This window comes from Peribacillus deserti (genome assembly GCF_002863585.1).
Lineage (GTDB): Bacteria > Bacillota > Bacilli > Bacillales > DSM-1321 > Paraperibacillus > Paraperibacillus deserti_A.
On sequence record NZ_PGUY01000046.1, the window covers coordinates 19,616 to 36,821 of the forward strand.

16 protein-coding genes are annotated in these 17,206 nt (G+C 42.1%); 7 read left to right on the forward strand and 9 right to left on the reverse strand.

Annotated elements, in window-relative coordinates; translation table 11 throughout:
• Positions 1–54: 54 nt before the first annotated feature.
• Positions 55–1,791, reverse strand: a complete 1,737-nt coding sequence (locus CUU66_RS14875) for a phospho-sugar mutase (RefSeq protein ID WP_101643523.1) — start codon at positions 1,789–1,791, stop codon at positions 55–57.
• Positions 1,792–1,925: 134 nt separating this feature from the next.
• The gene (locus CUU66_RS14880; protein WP_101643525.1) at positions 1,926–3,467 is read right to left on the reverse strand and encodes a bifunctional GNAT family N-acetyltransferase/carbon-nitrogen hydrolase family protein; all 1,542 of its coding nucleotides are present in this window, start codon (positions 3,465–3,467) and stop codon (positions 1,926–1,928) included.
• A 339-nt stretch (positions 3,468–3,806) separates the two neighbouring features.
• Here CUU66_RS14880 and CUU66_RS14885 point away from each other — a divergent pair, with 339 nt between their 5' ends.
• Both CUU66_RS14885 and CUU66_RS14890 read left to right on the forward strand, forming a co-directional pair.
• A complete protein-coding gene (locus CUU66_RS14885; protein ID WP_101643527.1) occupies positions 3,807–4,238 on the forward strand; it encodes a disulfide oxidoreductase in 432 nt (143 codons plus the stop codon).
• A gap of 4 nt (positions 4,239–4,242) precedes the next feature.
• On the forward strand, positions 4,243–4,713 hold the full coding sequence (locus CUU66_RS14890) for a thioredoxin family protein (protein WP_101643528.1): 471 nt from the start codon (positions 4,243–4,245) through the stop codon (positions 4,711–4,713).
• A gap of 150 nt (positions 4,714–4,863) precedes the next feature.
• On the opposite strand, the gene CUU66_RS14895 is transcribed toward CUU66_RS14890, so the two are convergent.
• Positions 4,864–5,274, reverse strand: coding sequence for a DUF5365 family protein (locus tag CUU66_RS14895; protein WP_101643530.1), 411 nt, complete (start codon positions 5,272–5,274; stop codon positions 4,864–4,866).
• A gap of 213 nt (positions 5,275–5,487) precedes the next feature.
• On the opposite strand from CUU66_RS14895, the gene CUU66_RS14900 reads away from it, so the two are divergent.
• The gene (locus CUU66_RS14900) at positions 5,488–6,387 is read left to right on the forward strand and encodes an RluA family pseudouridine synthase (protein WP_257968013.1); all 900 of its coding nucleotides are present in this window, start codon (positions 5,488–5,490) and stop codon (positions 6,385–6,387) included.
• Positions 6,388–6,738: 351 nt separating this feature from the next.
• Here the strand turns inward: CUU66_RS14900 and CUU66_RS14905 are convergent, their stop codons facing one another.
• From CUU66_RS14905 to CUU66_RS14925, 5 genes are all read right to left on the reverse strand, one after another.
• On the reverse strand, positions 6,739–7,008 hold the full coding sequence (locus CUU66_RS14905; RefSeq protein ID WP_101643533.1) for a GlsB/YeaQ/YmgE family stress response membrane protein: 270 nt from the start codon (positions 7,006–7,008) through the stop codon (positions 6,739–6,741).
• Between the two features lie 25 nt (positions 7,009–7,033).
• A complete protein-coding gene (locus CUU66_RS14910; protein ID WP_101643535.1) occupies positions 7,034–7,633 on the reverse strand; it encodes a hypothetical protein in 600 nt (199 codons plus the stop codon).
• A gap of 210 nt (positions 7,634–7,843) precedes the next feature.
• Positions 7,844–8,458 (reverse strand): NAD(P)H:quinone oxidoreductase, encoded by a 615-nt coding sequence (gene wrbA, locus CUU66_RS14915; RefSeq protein WP_101643537.1) that lies wholly within the window; start codon positions 8,456–8,458, stop codon positions 7,844–7,846.
• A 184-nt stretch (positions 8,459–8,642) separates the two neighbouring features.
• A complete protein-coding gene (locus CUU66_RS14920; RefSeq protein ID WP_101643540.1) occupies positions 8,643–9,113 on the reverse strand; it encodes a DinB family protein in 471 nt (156 codons plus the stop codon).
• A gap of 151 nt (positions 9,114–9,264) precedes the next feature.
• Positions 9,265–9,828: a GNAT family N-acetyltransferase gene (locus CUU66_RS14925; RefSeq protein ID WP_101643542.1), complete on the reverse strand. Its 564-nt coding sequence runs from the start codon at positions 9,826–9,828 to the stop codon at positions 9,265–9,267.
• Between the two features lie 159 nt (positions 9,829–9,987).
• Between CUU66_RS14925 and CUU66_RS14930 the strand changes: the two genes are divergently transcribed.
• The 3 genes from CUU66_RS14930 (at position 9,988) to CUU66_RS24255 (ending at position 14,657) form a co-directional block, all read left to right on the forward strand.
• A complete protein-coding gene (locus CUU66_RS14930; protein ID WP_101643545.1) occupies positions 9,988–11,217 on the forward strand; it encodes an ATP-grasp domain-containing protein in 1,230 nt (409 codons plus the stop codon).
• Complete coding sequence (locus CUU66_RS14935; protein ID WP_257968014.1) at positions 11,201–13,807, forward strand: hypothetical protein; 2,607 nt, start codon at positions 11,201–11,203, stop codon at positions 13,805–13,807. Before CUU66_RS14930 ends, CUU66_RS14935 begins: the two co-directional genes overlap by 17 nt.
• A 700-nt stretch (positions 13,808–14,507) precedes the next feature.
• Positions 14,508–14,657 carry a hypothetical protein gene (locus CUU66_RS24255; protein ID WP_180955300.1) on the forward strand — a complete coding sequence of 50 codons (150 nt, stop codon included), beginning with the start codon at positions 14,508–14,510 and terminating at the stop codon, positions 14,655–14,657.
• Positions 14,658–14,857: 200 nt separating this feature from the next.
• On the opposite strand, the gene CUU66_RS14940 is transcribed toward CUU66_RS24255, so the two are convergent.
• A complete protein-coding gene (locus tag CUU66_RS14940; protein WP_101643548.1) occupies positions 14,858–15,049 on the reverse strand; it encodes a hypothetical protein in 192 nt (63 codons plus the stop codon).
• A 325-nt stretch (positions 15,050–15,374) separates the two neighbouring features.
• Here CUU66_RS14940 and CUU66_RS14945 point away from each other — a divergent pair, with 325 nt between their 5' ends.
• On the forward strand, positions 15,375–17,186 hold the full coding sequence (locus tag CUU66_RS14945) for a hypothetical protein (protein WP_101643551.1): 1,812 nt from the start codon (positions 15,375–15,377) through the stop codon (positions 17,184–17,186).
• The last annotated feature ends 20 nt before the right edge of the window (positions 17,187–17,206 follow it).

Here is a 17,206-nt window from a genome sequence, read left to right on the forward strand (position 1 = left end):
AGGACGGCTAATCATAAAAAAACTCAGCTGACATGGAGACAGCTGAGTTTTTAGTTAACTTAATTTAGCGATATATGACACGTCCATGAATGCCTGCTGCACATTTTGAAGTTTTTCCGCTGCTTTTTCCCTGGAAGTATCGTTGACTCCGAAATAGAATTTAATCTTTGGCTCTGTTCCTGACGGCCTTAAGCAGACCCATGTGCCGTCCTCAAGGAAGTACTTCAGCACATTGGACTTTGGAAGATGAATTTCTTCATTCGTTTTTTCCTCAAGGTTGAATCTAATGCTCTTTTGGTAATCCTCCATTAGGCTAACTCTAAGTCCTGCAAGTTCTTTAGGAGGATTGCTTCTGAAATCTGTAAGAATCTGCTGAATCTGTTCTGCCCCGTCTTTTCCCTTTAATGTTAAGGAACGCAGGCTTTCTAAATATGTTCCGTACTTTTCAAATATTTCGTTCAGTCCCTGATACAGGGTCATACCCCTATTTTTATAATACGCAGCCACTTCTGCCGCCAGAAGAGCGGCCTGTATGGCATCCTTATCGCGGGCAAAATCGCCGATTAAATAGCCATAGCTTTCTTCATAGCCGAACAAGAAGGTATGTTCCTTTGATTTTTCATATTCGCCAATCTTCTCAGCGATAAATTTGAATCCTGTCAGTACATCTTCTGCCTGTAAACCATACGCTTCGGCTATAGCTCTGCCTATCTCAGAAGTAACGATTGTTTTCATAACAATGCCGTTGCTTGGCAGCGTGCCTTTTGCTTTCTTCTGTGACAGAAGATATTCAAGCAGAATAGCGCCAGTCTGATTTCCCGTAAGGACGACGTATTCTCCTTCAGGATTTTTGACAGCTACACCCAGTCTGTCAGCATCCGGATCAGTTGCTATTAATAGATCCGCAGCCACTTCTTTTCCCTTTTGAATTGCCAGCTTAAATGCTGCATGCTCTTCTGGATTTGGCGATGCAACCGTCGAAAAGTCAGGATCCGGCTGAGCCTGTTCCTCTACTATAAATATATTCTTATATCCCATGGATTCGAGTCCTCTTCGTACTGGAAGATTAGCTGTACCATGTAAAGCGGTAAACACGATGTTCAAGTCAACAGAAGCTGCAAGATCTGGGTTTTCCGAGATGCTCATCAGCTGTTCATTATATGCTGCATCCACTTCTTCACTGATCATTTTAATGAGCCCTTTTTTCAGCAGCTCACCTTCATCCTGTACGTCAAGAAGCAGTTCATTTTCTATTTTATTCACATACTGGATAACGGCATCAGCCGGCTCCGGCGGCAGCTGGGCACCATCCGGGCCATAGACCTTATATCCATTGTATTCCGGTGGATTATGGCTTGCTGTTATAACGATGCCTGCGTAAGCATGAAGTTTTCTAACCGCAAATGATAATTCCGGAGTAGGGCGTAAGCTCTCAAACAGATACACCTGGATGTCTTGTGAAGCCAGTGTCTTTGCGGCTTCCATAGAGAACTCCGGCGATTTATGCCTGGAGTCATAAGCAATGACAACCCCGCGCTTTTTCGCTTCCTCTCCATATGAAGAAATATAATCAGCCAGACCAGCTGTGGCCTTTCGCACCGTATAGATATTCATCCGGTTGGTACCTGCACCTATTTCTCCCCTCATCCCGCCTGTACCAAACTCTAGATTTTTATAAAAAGCATCTTCTAAAGCCTTTTCATTTTTTTTGAGCTCCAATAATTCATTCTTAATTTCGATATCAAGCCCGGAAAATGCTTCCCACTGTGCTGCGATTTGTTTAAAATCCATTTGATCATCTCCCGTTTAATAGATAGAATATAGTCTCACTTTATTAATTCAAGCTAAATCATGAAAAACCCTTTCAAAGTCAAAGATAATTTTACAGTAAAAATGGAATGAGGTCAGCCCCCATTCCTTATCTTTTATTTCTTATAGTGTATTTTGTATACGTCATGCCTGCGGTCCCGCAGCTGGTTAACTGTTCCGGACTGCCTCTGGCGGCGAAGGATTTCAAGATCAACATCGCCAATCAAGACCATCTCGATATTAGGGTTCGTCTCACCGACTATCCCATCCCGGGCAAATTCAAAATCGGATGGAGCAAATATCCCGGACTGGGCATATTGGATATCCATGTTCTCTGTCTGCGGCAGATTGCCGACTGTACCGGATATAACCGTATAAATTTGGTTTTCAACTGCGCGTGCCTGCGCACAGTAACGGACACGCAGATACCCTTGTCTGTCCTCCGTACAGAAAGGAGTGAAGATAATCTTTGCTCCTTTGTCTGTTGCAATCCTTGCCAGTTCAGGGAACTCGATATCATAGCAGATCTGAATCGCAATTTTTCCGCAGTCTGTATCAAACACTTCGACCTGATCTCCAGGGCTGATGCCCCACCATTTACGTTCGTTAGGCGTTATATGGATCTTGTATTGCTTTTCGATTGTGCCGTCTCTCCGGAACAGATAGCTGATATTGTAAATATTATCATCATCCTCCATCACAAAATGGGATCCGCCTATAATGTTCACATTATATCTGACAGCAAGGTCCGTAAAGAGCTCGATAAAAGGTTCTGTAAACTCCGTGATTTTCCTTACCGCCATACTCGGTGACCGTTCACTCAAAAATGACATCAATTGGGTGGTGAAAATCTCCGGAAAAACAGCAAAGTCAGCACCCGCATCGGAAGCGACGTCTGTAAAATATTCAACTTGATTGGCAAAATCATCAAAAGAACTGATCTGGCGCATCATATATTGCACAACACAGATACGTACTGGCTGTGATGTTTTAAAGAACCGGTTCGTCTTTGGAAGGTAGTCAATGTTATTCCATTCCATTAACGTTGCATACTTACCCGATTGTTTGTCATCAGGAAGATAATTTGGATTGATCCGCATTAAACTAAACTCATTTAGAAGCTGGAACGACAGGACTGGATCATAAAGCTTGTGGAGGATTACTTCCTGAACGTATTCTCTTGGTGTATATTCATCAGCAAATTTATGATAATTGGGTATACGGCCTCCGATGATAATGCTTTTCAGGTTTAATTGGCGGGCCAGTTCCTTCCTGGCTTCATACAGGCGATGTCCAATCTTCATACGGCGGAATTCTGGGTGGACCATTACCTCAATGCCATATAAGTTATATCCATCTGGATTATGGTTCGTGATGTAACCATTATCCGTTACATCGTCCCAGGAATGGCGGTCATCATACTCATCGAAGTTGATGATTAAACTCGAGCAGGACCCTATGATCCTGCCATCGAATTCAGCACAGAACTGCCCCTCCGGGAAAATAGAAAGATGGCTCTCCAAGTGTTCCCTTTTCCATGGACTCATCCCAGGAAAACACAATAGCTGCATCTCAAGAATGGCATCTATATCTTTATGCTCTATATTTCGTATGATTAATTTTTTTTCGAATTTATGTAAATCAAGTTCTTCGCTCATCTATAAGCACTCCTTATGCAATGAAGTATCCAATAATGTTAATACCCGTAACGCTGGTACTGTTAAACTCTTTCCCATCCAGGTCTATAGTTCATACCTATGAATAGTTATAGTAAGAGATGACTGGAGCTTGGCTGCCTTGTCGGAGGCCGATTTTTCCGTCCTTCTATACTTAGCCGTAAGCTTCTAGCCTTAGTCTTTGAAGATAGGCAGAATCTTATTAAGAAAGGCCTCGATGCTGAGAAAAAATTGCTAGTAGGAATTGTTATTTACAATCTATCTATTAGCACATATAATTTTAGATGATTATCTTCAATTCAAATATTCGGGGATGAAAATATGAAGAAAACTGACAGCAAAAAGGAAAATCTGCTATTCTTCGCCTGGGGTGTCTCAGTCATCGCCATGTTTGGCAGCCTCTATTTTTCCGAGATAAAAGGGTACGAGCCCTGTGAACTATGCTGGTATCAACGGATACTGATGTATCCAATGGCAGTGATTCTGGGAATAGCAGTTGTAAAGAAACACTTTAAAATAAGTATATACACCATGATTCTCTCAGCTATAGGCGGCCTGATTTCTCTCTATCATTTCCTGATTCAGAAGGTTGCTTTCTTTACTGATTCAGCACCTGCCTGCGGACGGGTTCCCTGTACCTCAGACTACATAAACTGGCTTGGATTCATAACGATCCCATTACTTGCATTAACAGCATTTATCTTGATCTTTATTGCAAGTCTGCTAGTCTGGAAACATTCAAAGGAGGATTGACGATATGAAGAAGGTCATTATTTTTCTAGTCCTTATCATTGCCCTATTTGGGGCTATCGCAGTGGTTAACAATATGCAGCAAAAAGAAAAGACAGCAGACAATCCTTATGGGAAAGAAGAACTTAATCCTGCTACTGTCGATCAGCTGGATGATCCCAATTATAAGAATCTGATCCTTCCCGATGAACTAAAAAAGAAATTGGATAACAAGGAGGATGTAACGGTTTATTTCTATAGTTCGACATGCCCGCATTGTAAAAGGACCACGCCCGAACTAATGCCGCTTGCTAAAAGCAAGGACATCCACATCGACCAATACAATCTGCAGGAATTCGAACAAGGCTGGGATGATTATGGAATAGAATCCACTCCTACCCTCGTCCAGTTTAAGGATGGAAAAGAAACAGCCCGTATTGTTGGATATAACGAAAAAGAAATATTCAGTAATTGGTTTGATAAATACACATTGAAGTAACATAGAGCTGGCGAGGCAATTGATTTTTGCTTTACCAGCTTTTTTCGTTTTGCGAAATTCCCTGTGGGTGGATTTTCACCTGATCGTCTAAAAGAGACGATCAAAAAAAGAACTGCAATGCCTCGTTTGGCCATTTGCAGTTCTTGCAGCTCACACTAGTATTTCGTTGGCTGGATTGATAAATAAATTCAAATCCTTTGTAGGTGTATGTATGTAGCTGAATTGGTCGAAGGATAATGGAAAATAAATGCCGTATTTATTTAGCAGGTTAGCGTTGTGAAAAAATAAATTTTCAAGCTTTTCTTCTGCCATTTCAATATTTGCTCTCTTTTTTTCTAAAACTGTTAAAATAACATGTAAACTAGTCATCACGTGAAACGCATCTTTTAAGGTTCCGAAGTACTCAAAACTTTTTGTTGTTGTCTGCAGGACGCCAATTTCTTTAAATTGCGCAATATCACTTTTGGTAAAATATAGTGGAAATACCGATTCATAAAAATAGTGAACAAGCTCAGAAATTTCCTGTTCTTGTTCTGTTGTCGAAGCAAAAACGACTCTCACGAAAAAAACCACCCTTAAGCATATTATCCTGTTTATTCTGTATATTGTGTTTCCTTTTTTTAGGATAACATAAAATCATTCAAAAGTAGGGTGGAAATTTAAACCACTTGGCAATTACATAGTTATTTTGACGGTAATAGATGGGAAATAAATGGATGAAACTTATGGTTGTTACTATTTTATCCATTATTCAATAGGAAAGAAGTGGCATAGTTGATAAAAACCGAAAAGAAGGGTTCTTCCCTGCATATATGGGTTCCTCGGAAGTGGAACGGATTCACTATTGAGGAACTATTTACTCAATACTGGCGTGCACCTAAAAAGATGATCCACGAATGGCGGATGGGAAAAAAAGTAATGCTGCGGGGAATAGCCGCTCCCTGGACCGAAGTCTTAAACGAAGGAGATCTGCTTCAGATCCCTCTGTTGTACGAGGAACAAGGAGAACAGCAGACATATATGGATATAGAAGTATTATATGAGGATGATCATGTTATTGTTGTAAATAAGCCTGCTGGCTTACAGACACATCCATCACAGCCGGGTGAAACCGACTCTTTGGTAAATGGTGTAGCCTTCCATATGCTTGCAAATGGGGAAGGTCAGTTTCCTACACATATCCACCGCCTCGATAGAGATACGACCGGAGCCATTTTATTTGCAAAAGACCGCCTTTCAGCTGCAATACTGGACCGGGAATTAAAAGAAAGAAACATTAAACGAACCTATAAGGCGCTGGTGCATGGACTGATTAAAAATAAAAGAGGTAAGATCGATGAAGGAATCGGAAAAGACCGTCACCATGGATCGAGAAGAAGGGTTTCCCCCACCGGCCAGCCTGCTGTAACACACTATGAAGTGGTACAGACTTTTCCGGATAAAAGACAGACACTTGTCACATGCCATCTAGATACAGGGCGTACTCACCAGATTCGTGTACATTTGAGTTATATAGGGCATCCGTTAGTTGGGGACCTTTTATACGGAGGCAGGCCTGACGCACCACGACAGGCTTTGCACGCATGCAGACTCGAATTTATTCATCCCCTTACAGAAGAGCCAATTGTTATTTCGGCTCCCTATCTGGACCAGCCTCCTATTTTTCCTATGTAATTAAATTGCGGAAAAGCGGGCCTGCCTATATCTTGTAAACCGGATACGAAGTGTTGATAAGTAAACAATTTAGCGGATAAGGCCGGCAGGGATCCTGATTGCTAAATCTTGCCGTGATGAGTGCTCTTCTTCTCCTTGGGCTGCATGGCTTTAACATGAGGGTAACAGCATGGACCTATACAAAAATGCGGGTTCACATTATTGATTATTTCTTACTATTTAAACAAGGCGAAGACATAGGATCTTCGCCTTTATATGGTAACCTGCCATAATGGCAGGGGTTTTTCACCTCTGCATTAACCATCCGCGAAATTCAGACTCCCTCCAGGAAACTCAGTTCCATACAATTGTTCACATATATCCAGATTCTTTATGTCGGCTCTCTCTGAAAAAGATGCTAAGAATGAACACAAAGATAAGCGCACCAATCAACGCCGGTATGATGGCAAAGCCTCCTGTTGCCGGGCCAAAACTGCCGAGCAGCATAGAACCTAACCATGCACCTGCAAAACCTGAGACAATGGATCTGATTATACCTCCTGGCACGCCTCTGCCTATAATCATCTGTGCGACCCAGCCAATTAATCCGCCAATTATGATGGACCATACTATCCCCAGCATGGTGAAACTCCTCCTATTCTGATATTTAATTTCTAGGCTGCAGAAGAGAAGTTGGAAGGAATCCCTTATCCTGGGTATCCTTTACAAGTACCTTTGCCTTTACTGCTTCTCTGCTGATAATCTCTACCGTATCTCCCTTTTTCAACTCAATCGCTTTATTTTGTTTAACTAGACTGGATACTCCATCATAATCATTAATTTTGATAAACTGGTAGAGCTTATCATATTCACTGTCTGTTTTAGCAAGGAAGGCATCTTCTTCTAAAACAGCTTGTTCACCAGGCTCTAGGATTTTCTTCTCAGTTTTTGTTTTAGCCGTATTTATCGTTTGCTTTACCTTGTCCACCGCCTGTTTGGTTTTGTCTTTAAGGTTTCCTGTATCGGCTTCTTGTTTCACCTTATCGACAGCCTGGTTCGTTTTATCTTTTAAGTTTCCTGTATCAGCTTCCTGCTTGATTTTATCCTGTGCCGGCTGTGTTTTTTTGTCTACTTCATTTACTGCTTTCTTGGATTCTTCTTTTACCTTCTGGACTGCGCCTTCTGTGTTTTTTGCTGCTTCCTCAGTCTGGCCGCAGCCTGTAAGCAAGGCAGCTGCTATTACAGCGCTATACAATCGTTTTACCACTATCTTTCCCTCCGATCAGTTCCAGGATGGCTTTCAGTCAGCAACTGTTAGAGTGTTTTTTAGTAATTACCAGTAGGATGATGGTTAGTTGATATATTCCCGCGGCATTTGAAATCAAACACTGGGAGGGTTAAAAAAATCCATAAAAATACAGGAAAATGAAAGCATGCTAAAAAGAGAGAATATCTGCTGATATTCTCCCTGATCCATTTATGATTGTTTTCCCGCCTTAATCCAGCCAGCAACTTCAATCGTTCTCTTCGCCTGGAATTTAACGGATGCTTCTACATCTTCTTTCATATTCCCTTCCTGGTCAATCGTTACAGATGTTCCATACGGATTGCCGCCAGCACCAAAGGTTATTGGATCCGCATAGCCGGGAGGTACAAGAATCGCGCCCCAATGCATCATGGTAGTATATAGCGCGGTAATCGTTTGTTCATGCCCTCCGTGGAGATTGCTTGCAGAGCTCATGGCACTAACGACTTTATTGACAAGCTTCCCCTTGGCCCAGATGCCGCCTGTCATGTCAAGGAACTGCTTGATTTGAGCCGGCACATTTCCGAATCTCGTAGGAGTACTGAAAATGATAGCATCTGCCCACTCCAAGTCATCATTGGTTGCTTCGGGCACATCCTTTGTTTGATTATAATGCTTCTCCCAGGCAGGATTCTGGGAGATCGCGCTTTCTGGAGCAAGTTCCTTGACCTTCAGCAGGCGCACCTCTGCTCCAGCCTGTGAAGCAGCCTCTTCAGCCCATCGAGATAACTGATAGTTGGTACCAGTCGAACTGTAATAAATAATCGCAACATTTACATTAGCCATCTTTCCATCTCCCTCTATCAAAAATGATTTCCCGCGATTACGAACATGGACTCATTCATAATTCCCTCTAATCCTCTTAAAGAAACAATCTTCTCCATAAAAAATAAACCTTCACGGAAGGTCTATTTTACTCTCTATTATGAATGTCAGTAATCGTACTCCGAACATGTTGTAAGTAAATGAATCAATCCCATATCTTTACTCGTGTCAGGCCTGCAGTCCTTAAATAATCCAGGAGCTGACCCGTATGTATAGCTTCATGATATCCAACCCGGAGAAGCATATCCCCAAGGTTTCTAATATACCCTGCATCAGAACGGTCGATTAAGGTATCTGTGAAGTCTTGTGGATTCACAGATTTTATCATGTCTATAAAACTCGCTCTCAGCGGCTCTGCAATGGCTAATTCCTGCTCAACAGACATGAGGGGTTGTGAATCAAAAGGCGAATCGTACTGCCCAAGGCTTCCCCTATTCAAAACAGCCAGATGGTAATAATGTTCTGAATCCAATACATGGCGCACCATTTCCAGGCATGTCATCGCCGATTCATCTGGCCTCCACTCTAAATAGTCAGCCGGGATAGAAGTCCATACCTTAATGCTCCGTCTTCTAATTTCTTCCAGATTCAATATAATCAATTCAGTAGAATTCAAAACAGCACCTCCTGGATAATTTCCTTAATTATACAAGAAAGAGCGTTCGGACTCATCTGTTATTTAATGACACTCCCAACACAAAAACACCAGACATGTTAATGTCTGATGTTAAAAAGCGAGCGCTTACAATATCTTCATTTCAAGGGTTTTATTTCGCGACACTCCATTTGTCCTCTTTCATGGATAGGACCTCTGATACATTCTGCATTTCTTTATCATAAACATCCGCTGCTTTATATGAATGCACTTCTGTGTAAACTTCTTTCATTTTAGCAAACACCCACTCTTCACTCTTACGCTCTTGGGACCAATAAAAGATATCCATACTGTTCAATTCGTCTGTAATGATGTGGCGGCGCTCATAGTTGATAGAATTCGCTTTTTTGAAATTATTTCTCTCGTAAAATTGCACTCTTTTTTGGCTATCTAGATCTGATGGTGTAATCGGCTCTACTTCAAGCAGAATCGGCTTATTTTTCTTCTTAAGCCTGCTTAAGAGAGTGCTGCCCATTCCATTCCCGCGGTATTTGCCGCTTATCAGAATGTAATCAACAAAGATAAAATCTTCCTTTTCAAGATAGATGAGAACATGTTCAGGGCCTGTTTCCCGCTTATATGCTTCCTTATCGGAGAACAGAATCTTCATCTGCGCCTCCGACTTCATCTCTCTTTCAGGGAAATATTCTCTCAGCTTGCTATACCATTCAGTCATTGTCCGTGGCAACTCCTTTAAAGTTATTGAATCTATCTTCTATTACCAATTTTTTTAATTGACTAAACCTTTTTAAAAAAATATGTTTGAAAACTTTTAATTTAGGAAATATATAGTTCGTTAAGATTCTTTTATTCTATGAGAAGGCAGGGAATTGGGATGGATAAACCTGAAATTCAAGAAACAAAATTAACCGCTTTATTAGGCTGGAGTCTGCCGGCCATTGAAGCAATCGATAAACTGAATAAACCGTATGTCGTGGTAGGTCCGCCGGACTTCCAGGAGTTTGCAGATAAAAACGGAATTAAGTTTGTTGCCTGGGACTTTGAACAATTAAACGAACGCTCAAATGAGCTTTATGAGAAATTAGAAGCATTAAATACAAAGGTAGCTGTACCGATTTATGAAGAAACCGTTGAATGGGCAGGAGCTCTCAACGCACATTTCAATAATGATCCCCGAATTTTCAACCGCTCGCTTCTTCTTAGAGATAAAGGTTTAATGAAGCGTAAAGCCCAGATGGCCGGGATTCGTGTAGGCGTCTTTGAGGAGGCTTATACGAAGGATGATGTATACCGCTTTTTAAAAAGAATGAATGAGGCTCTTATAAAAATGGATGGAGACGTAAATGACCCTATTCATGTTAAACCATTGAATAAAGCCGGTACAGTAGGACACCGCCTGATCCGTGACGCCCAGGACATAGATTTAATGGGCGATACAGAATTCCCCTGCCTGATGGAGAGCCATTTGGATGGACAGGAATTCTCTTGTGAAGCTTTCATTCATAATGGGAAAATCCAGTTTCTTAATATTACGGAATATGTACAGCTTGGACATTCTAACTTCATCCCAGCCTCCCCTGCTTTAGAAGAATGGCGTCCAAGAATTAGAGAAGAAGTTCAGAAATTAGTAGATTCCTTTGAAATTAAATACGGCGTCATTCATCCTGAGTATTTTATTGCTGCTGATGGCACCTTGAACTTTGGTGAAGTAGCTGCCCGGGTACCTGGCGGCCATATATTCGAACTGATTGAACGAGCCTATGGCTTTAGTGCGTTTCAGGCTCAGATTCTTTGCAGCGATCCGGATACAACCGAGGAAGAGCTTCGTGCATTTTTCCCGGAAGAAGTAACGTCTGCAAAAGGCTATGCTGGCAGCTTAATGGTTTATCCAAAAGTTAAATTAATCGAACGGTTGAATGTACCGGAAGAATTGAAAACGAATCCGTACTTTGAAAAACATGACATGTTTATCCCTGTTACTTCAAAAGTGGCAGAAAGGGTCGGATTCGGTAACCACTATGGCACAATCTTCTTCTTTGGTGATGACAGCGAAAGAATGAGAAGCTTATTGAAGCAGTACGAGAAATATGACTTTTATTTATAATGCAGCAGTAAAATGGAAGCGCCTTTATGATTCCCTATTTTCCATAGGGAGAAATACCGGCGGCGCCACTTCCGAAATTGCCGATAAGAATCCTGCGGATGCGGATGCTCAAACAGCGTACGTATCCAGCACTGCTGCTGATAAGGGCAAAGCTGATCCTTCTGAGTTCTATAGCATTGCTGCAGATAAGCATGTTGACTCAGCCACTAATAAAGGCAAGGAAATTTCCTCATATGAGCCGGGTTATGAAACTGCAGAGGGGGATCCAGCACCGGAAGGCGATTCCGGACACCATTTTATGAGAGATGCTGGAGATTCGACATTCATATCAGCTGTCGGTTCATTTGATCCGAGCAGTTACGGAAATAAACTGGAAGGTTCTCCCAAAAATACTTTCAGCAGCCATTCTATGGAGGATGTTGATGATTTCGCAATCGCCTCAACCAGTAAAGAACCTTCTGCCGCTTTAGACGCGTCCGGAATGGCTTCAGAGGACGAAGCAGGACATGCATTCACTTCCAGCAGTCAGACTGTGAAGAATGCAGTCACCGCATACACCTCCAGAAATACGGAACATGCTGAAACAAGTGATAATTTACCTTTAGTGACTGGAGGAAAAGAAAAGATGGCAACAGATACATCCACTGTTATTGATAAATTCGAATCAGCTCTTGATTCGCTCCAACAGGCAAAGCCTTTTGCCAAGAGTATGTACCAGACAAACGTATTTCAATTGGCTACAGAATTGGCCCGTACAGAGGAAGGGCTGCAGGCGCTCTATGAAAATGCTTCTAAATATGATGAAGCGGGAGTCTTTTTTTCAGGACCTTGGGAAAATGCTTCAAAGCTTCAGCCGCCCCTAGTCGGCGGATCCCTGAAGCTTAAAGGAGTCAATTCCATCATTGAATTGTTAAGTGAAATGCGTATGCTTTCTATTGCTAAGGGAGATTACAAACACCCGCAACTTTCACAGGAAGAAGCGCGGTCATTTTTAAACGAAGTGCTTGCACTGAATTTAGATTTGCTGTTCCCTCCTGAAACGGAAGCTGCCCGTGTCGAATCCGGGGATCATATTGAGCGGGCAGAACGACTATTTCAATTCCTAGGATCTGAACTTTCCTTTAACGCGATCGCAGATAAGATTGTAGGAGAAATTGAACGTTTGACCGTTCAGAGACCGATCATGGTTGACCGTATTATAAGCATGATTGAAATGGCTAAAAATATGGTTGATTCAGACATAGACGAAAAGGCTAAAGAGTGCCTTATTAAATATGAAAAAGCCATTACTTCCCCTACTCCTTTGAGTGCGGAGTTCCCTGACACCAGGCAGTATCAGAGTAAATTAAAAACAGCCGACAAAGATGTTTTGGAAAAGGAGGCACAGTTCTTTGCAGAATCGGTAAAAGCTACCGGCCTTGTATCACCGTTTCACGCTACCTTCATCCGCTTTATCAATAGAGCGAATCCAGATTTAATGACTATAGCATTGGATTTATCAGAAACCGGAACGGCGAGCTTAAATGCTAACAAAGAACTGATCCGTGATATTATTTTGCTGTCAATCTATCCTCAGACATGCCAGGCCATCTATGGGCTGGGAAGAATGCTTGATAGAGGGGTTCTCACGCAGGAGCCTCTAATTCCAGCAATCCGCCGTCTTTTGGAATTGGATATCCACCCTCAAGTCAGAAAAAGTTTGTTAAGGCCTGTATACCGGAAAAACGGTATTAGTGCAAATGGAGTATTGGTTGCGGGAACCGTGAGTGTTCTTGGGCAGCCGCTTGGTGTAGGACAGGGATTAAATCCAACCTGTCAATCCGCGAGGGCCATCAGCTTATGGGCTCAGCACGGCATTGGCCAGCTGCTAGAAAATATTGCCCGAGGCGCACGCGATAACGATATTGATATGACATTTGAAGGCGAAATCATTCATTCCAGCGCGCTTGAGGGCGGGGTTGCCGGAGGAGAAATTCATCAGGATTTAGATCCGGTTTCCAAAGTTCTAGTTCCACACCTGGATAAAATTTATAATGAAATGATGAAAAAAACATTATTACGGGGCGAAGACGGCCATAAATGGGTGAACCCGGAATTTTATGGCGAATGGATTCCCAGGGGATTCCTTAATCTTATCGATCCAATAACCGGGTATGTATCTGAATTTGATGCGTTTGTCCGCCTATTTTATGCAACCCATCACCCAGAATATAATGAAGGATATGAGCTGATCTATCCTAACCCAGTCGGTATATATATAACAAATGTCCATGGAAATCTCTTAGGACTGCATGCTGTTTCTATCCAGAGAATTGCAGAAGATAAAAACGGAGAATACAGAATTTATTTCTACAATCCAAACAACGACAGCAGCCAGAATTGGGGGCAGGGCATCGAACCAAGCGTGACGGGAAATGGTGAACTTGAAGGAGAATGCTCACTGCCATTCCACCAATTCGTGTCCCGCATGTATGCCTTCCACTACAACCCGTATGAACAAGGCGATACGTACATGGTGGAAGACAGCATCGTCGCTGAAATTGAAAAAATCGCCCGGGAAAGCTGGGGAGAAGCTTATACTTGGATTTAATGATAGAACTATGCTCTTACTTTGGAGCATAGTTTTTTTGAATGCGCGAGCGATTATTTGGCACGGCAGGATCACTGGGTTGTTGCTAGGACTGTCGGGCTGGTCGATTATAAGGGGCAGGCAGCTGCAGAATCCTTCGAGTAAATCGGGTTGTGTTTGATTTTTTTATGGCCGCATAAATCTTATTTAGTAGCCATTAAATCTTATGACAGCAACATAAATCCTTACTAAAATGGTTAGCCGCATAAATTTTATTATCAGCCACATAAATCTGTCGTTTGGCCACTTAAATCTTACTTTTAGCCACATAAAGCTGCTGTTTGGCCACTTAAATCTTATCTTCAGCCACATAAAGCTGCTGGTTGGCCACCTAAATCTTATTTTTCAGCCACATAAAGCTGCTGTTTGGCCACCTAAATCTTATTTTTCAGCCACTTAAAGCTGCTGGTTAGCCACATAAATTTTACCATCAGTCACCTAGATCTGCTGTTTGGCCCATCTAGCCCGGGGTAAGCTGCGCTTCCATTTAAAAGCATTTTTTTACTTAAATTAGTGAAGAATTAATCTTATTCAGGATTATTTTTTTAGAGGGCATCGAAAAAGTGGGTTCGTGATTCCCTTTCTGGAGGATTTAGTGGTTTTCAGCTAATTTTCTTCTTTATAAAAAGGGCTTATACTTATGTTTCAGGAGTTTATGCTTATGTTCGTGACATTTATGCTTAAGTTTTGGAAGTTTATGCTTATGTTGTTTGCTTTTATGCTTATCCCGCTGATCGGTATGCTTTCATTCGAAGCGTTATGCTTATCTAAGAGGGTATATGCTTATCTAAGAGGGTATATGCTTATCTAAGAGGGTATATGCTTATCTAAGAGGGTATATGCTTATAAATGATGCCTTATGCATCCTGTTCTGTATATATGCTTAGCGATACTTCATACTTCCCATTATATTTAGCTTGATGTCTGCATTCAATCGCGACTTTGGCAAGTTCTCTCTTTATTACTCTACTTGCGCCCTTTCCCCTCCATATAATAAGTTACCCCGCTTTGTTATCGCCCAAAATCAAATCCACCTGATCTGCGTGCACCCTGATCTTCCAGCAAGCTAGATTTTACGGCTCCCCCTCCCTCCATGCAAGCACCTAGTAATATACCACCCAATAAAGACCTCCCTGGTGCAACGACCTCGAGCTTTATACCCGCCTGCTTCCCTGCTTCCTTCGCGGTTACCTTTGCAATCATTTTTTCCTCACGGTTTTTTCCTCAAAGTTCTCTTTGAGTCACCGTTCATCGCTTTGAGTGTAATCCAGCTGCGGACTGAAGCGTTCCGTCATAAACCTCGCCATCAAAAGGGAAAAACGTCCTCTCGCTGCCGATCCACTTATGAATTACTTTTTGTTAAGCAACGTGTGTTCTTGATCGTGATTTTTTGAAAAGAGACCCTGAAATTCACCGTCCTGCGCTTTTAGCAAGGCCCATTATATCTTTTTTAACAAAAAGCCTGTAAATTTATTCCTATTTCTGTCTATACTATAATAACCCTTGGAATACGAAAGGAAAGAAAATCATGGGCTTATTATTTAATTTTAAAGATGATCAGCTGCTGCCCTTGGTTCATTCGTATATGCAGGATAAGTCAGCCAGGAGAATTCTGCTGCGAGATCAGATTCTCACGGAAGCAAGCGGGCTGTCTAAGAGTTTATCCGGTCTTGATACTTTATTTTCATATGCACCCCAATTAGATCAGTATGACTTTTTTCAGGGAAGTCCCTGGGAACATATGCATCTTCTCCAGCCGCCTTTAGTCAGGGGCACTCTGGAAGCCGGGGGCCCTACTGCCTGTACGGAGGTTATCAGCAACCTTCGAATACTGGCAATTGCTCTTGGGTTATATCCACACCCTACATTCAGTGCTGAAAAAGCCCGTTTATATATAAATGAGGTAATAGCTCTTAACCTGGATGCACTTTTTTTGTCTGAAACAGAAGAGGCAAGGCTTCATCAGATGGAATACCAGCAAACCCAGGTGCTCCTTGAATTTATCACTCTTCGTTTCCCCTTCCCTGGTGCGTTAGATTATGTAACGAAAGAAATCGAAAAATTATCTGTACAGCGCCCGATTACCACCGATAAAATTGAAAAGTTAATCACATCGGGACTTAAACTCCTGAAGCATGATCAGGAGCTTCCAAAGTCATTTAAAGGGTATAAAGACGCAGTCCTTTCACCTACCCACTTCTCAAAGGTGTTAGGTCCACAATACGCAGAGGGACTAAATCATCTGGCTGCAGCAGACTTAACCCTTGAAGCAGAACAGTTCAGTGAATCCATGTCCAAAACAGGACTCGTTTCGCGATACCATGCGTGTTTACTGGAACATCTCAGAAATGTTGATCCTGCCTTAATAGGCTCAGCCCTGGGTCTTGGGGCAGCCGGCAAAAAAAATCTGGAACAGCATCAAAAGCTTATTGAGGATCTTATTTCCGCAGGAATCAATAAAGATACTAAGCAGGCCGTATATGGATTATCAAAGTTATTGGAAAGAGATATATTCTCGGAAGAGTTTGTAAGAGCGGTACAAAATATACTCTCGTCAGAGGTGGATTGCTCAACAAGCCAGCGGATTCAATCTGCCTTCAATTGTTCAGAACAAGAAGTCAAGAGCTGGCTGACTGCTGGATTTATAGGCATACTTGGCCAGCCGCTTGGAGTAGGGCAGGGATTTAACCCTACCTGTCAATCCACCAGGGCTTTAAGTTACTGGTCACAAAAGAATCCCGTATTCTTTCTAACTCTGTACCATGAAGCAATAACCCAGGGGAATGTATCCCTGCTTTTTGAGGGTGAGATCATTAACTCTTCAAATTTGAAATTATCAGAGCTGAATTACACCATCCCGATGGATGCAGCATCGGTTGTCCTTCTTCCCCACCTGGATGCCATTTATGCAGAAATGCTTAAGCGGACTGGATTCAGAGGCGAGGATGCACACAAATGGATCAATCCAGGCTTTTACGGATCAGAAGTTCTGCCTGGTTTCACTGATATATATCATTGCAAAGAATTTTTACTGCTTTTCAAGAAATACTATCATCCTTCCTTCAGCCAAATGATTAGCCAGGCGCTTCCCCAGCCAGCAGGAGTTATTATTTATGACCGCAATGATAAGCCTCTTGGGGCACATGCGATATTGATTCAAAGAGTCTGCAGGGATCCTCACGGGATGATACGGGTTTACTTTTATAATCCCAATAATGACAGCAGCCAGATATGGGGTAAAAACATGGCTGTTAGTGTTTCCGGAAATGGGGAATTAGAAGGGGAAGCCTCACTTCCCTTTGAACAATTCGCTAAATGCTTATATGCTTTTCATTTCTGACTAATAAAAAAGCGGACAGC

Excerpts from the sequence above, each read along its gene's own strand:
- CUU66_RS14875 (WP_101643523.1), bottom strand. The coding sequence starts at position 1,791 with ATGGATTTTAAACAAATCGCAGCACAGTGGGAAGCATTTTCCGGGCTT.
- CUU66_RS14880 (WP_101643525.1), bottom strand. The coding sequence starts at position 3,467 with ATGAGCGAAGAACTTGATTTACATAAATTCGAAAAAAAATTAATCATA.
- CUU66_RS14885 (WP_101643527.1), top strand. The coding sequence starts at position 3,807 with ATGAAGAAAACTGACAGCAAAAAGGAAAATCTGCTATTCTTCGCCTGG.
- CUU66_RS14890 (WP_101643528.1), top strand. The coding sequence starts at position 4,243 with ATGAAGAAGGTCATTATTTTTCTAGTCCTTATCATTGCCCTATTTGGG.
- CUU66_RS14905 (WP_101643533.1), bottom strand. The coding sequence starts at position 7,008 with ATGCTGGGGATAGTATGGTCCATCATAATTGGCGGATTAATTGGCTGG.
- wrbA (WP_101643537.1), bottom strand. The coding sequence starts at position 8,458 with ATGGCTAATGTAAATGTTGCGATTATTTATTACAGTTCGACTGGTACC.
- CUU66_RS14925 (WP_101643542.1), bottom strand. The coding sequence starts at position 9,828 with ATGACTGAATGGTATAGCAAGCTGAGAGAATATTTCCCTGAAAGAGAG.
- CUU66_RS14930 (WP_101643545.1), top strand. The coding sequence starts at position 9,988 with ATGGATAAACCTGAAATTCAAGAAACAAAATTAACCGCTTTATTAGGC.
- CUU66_RS14935 (WP_257968014.1), top strand. The coding sequence starts at position 11,201 with ATGACTTTTATTTATAATGCAGCAGTAAAATGGAAGCGCCTTTATGAT.
- CUU66_RS24255 (WP_180955300.1), top strand. The coding sequence starts at position 14,508 with ATGTTCGTGACATTTATGCTTAAGTTTTGGAAGTTTATGCTTATGTTG.
- CUU66_RS14940 (WP_101643548.1), bottom strand. The coding sequence starts at position 15,049 with ATGATTGCAAAGGTAACCGCGAAGGAAGCAGGGAAGCAGGCGGGTATA.
- CUU66_RS14945 (WP_101643551.1), top strand. The coding sequence starts at position 15,375 with ATGGGCTTATTATTTAATTTTAAAGATGATCAGCTGCTGCCCTTGGTT.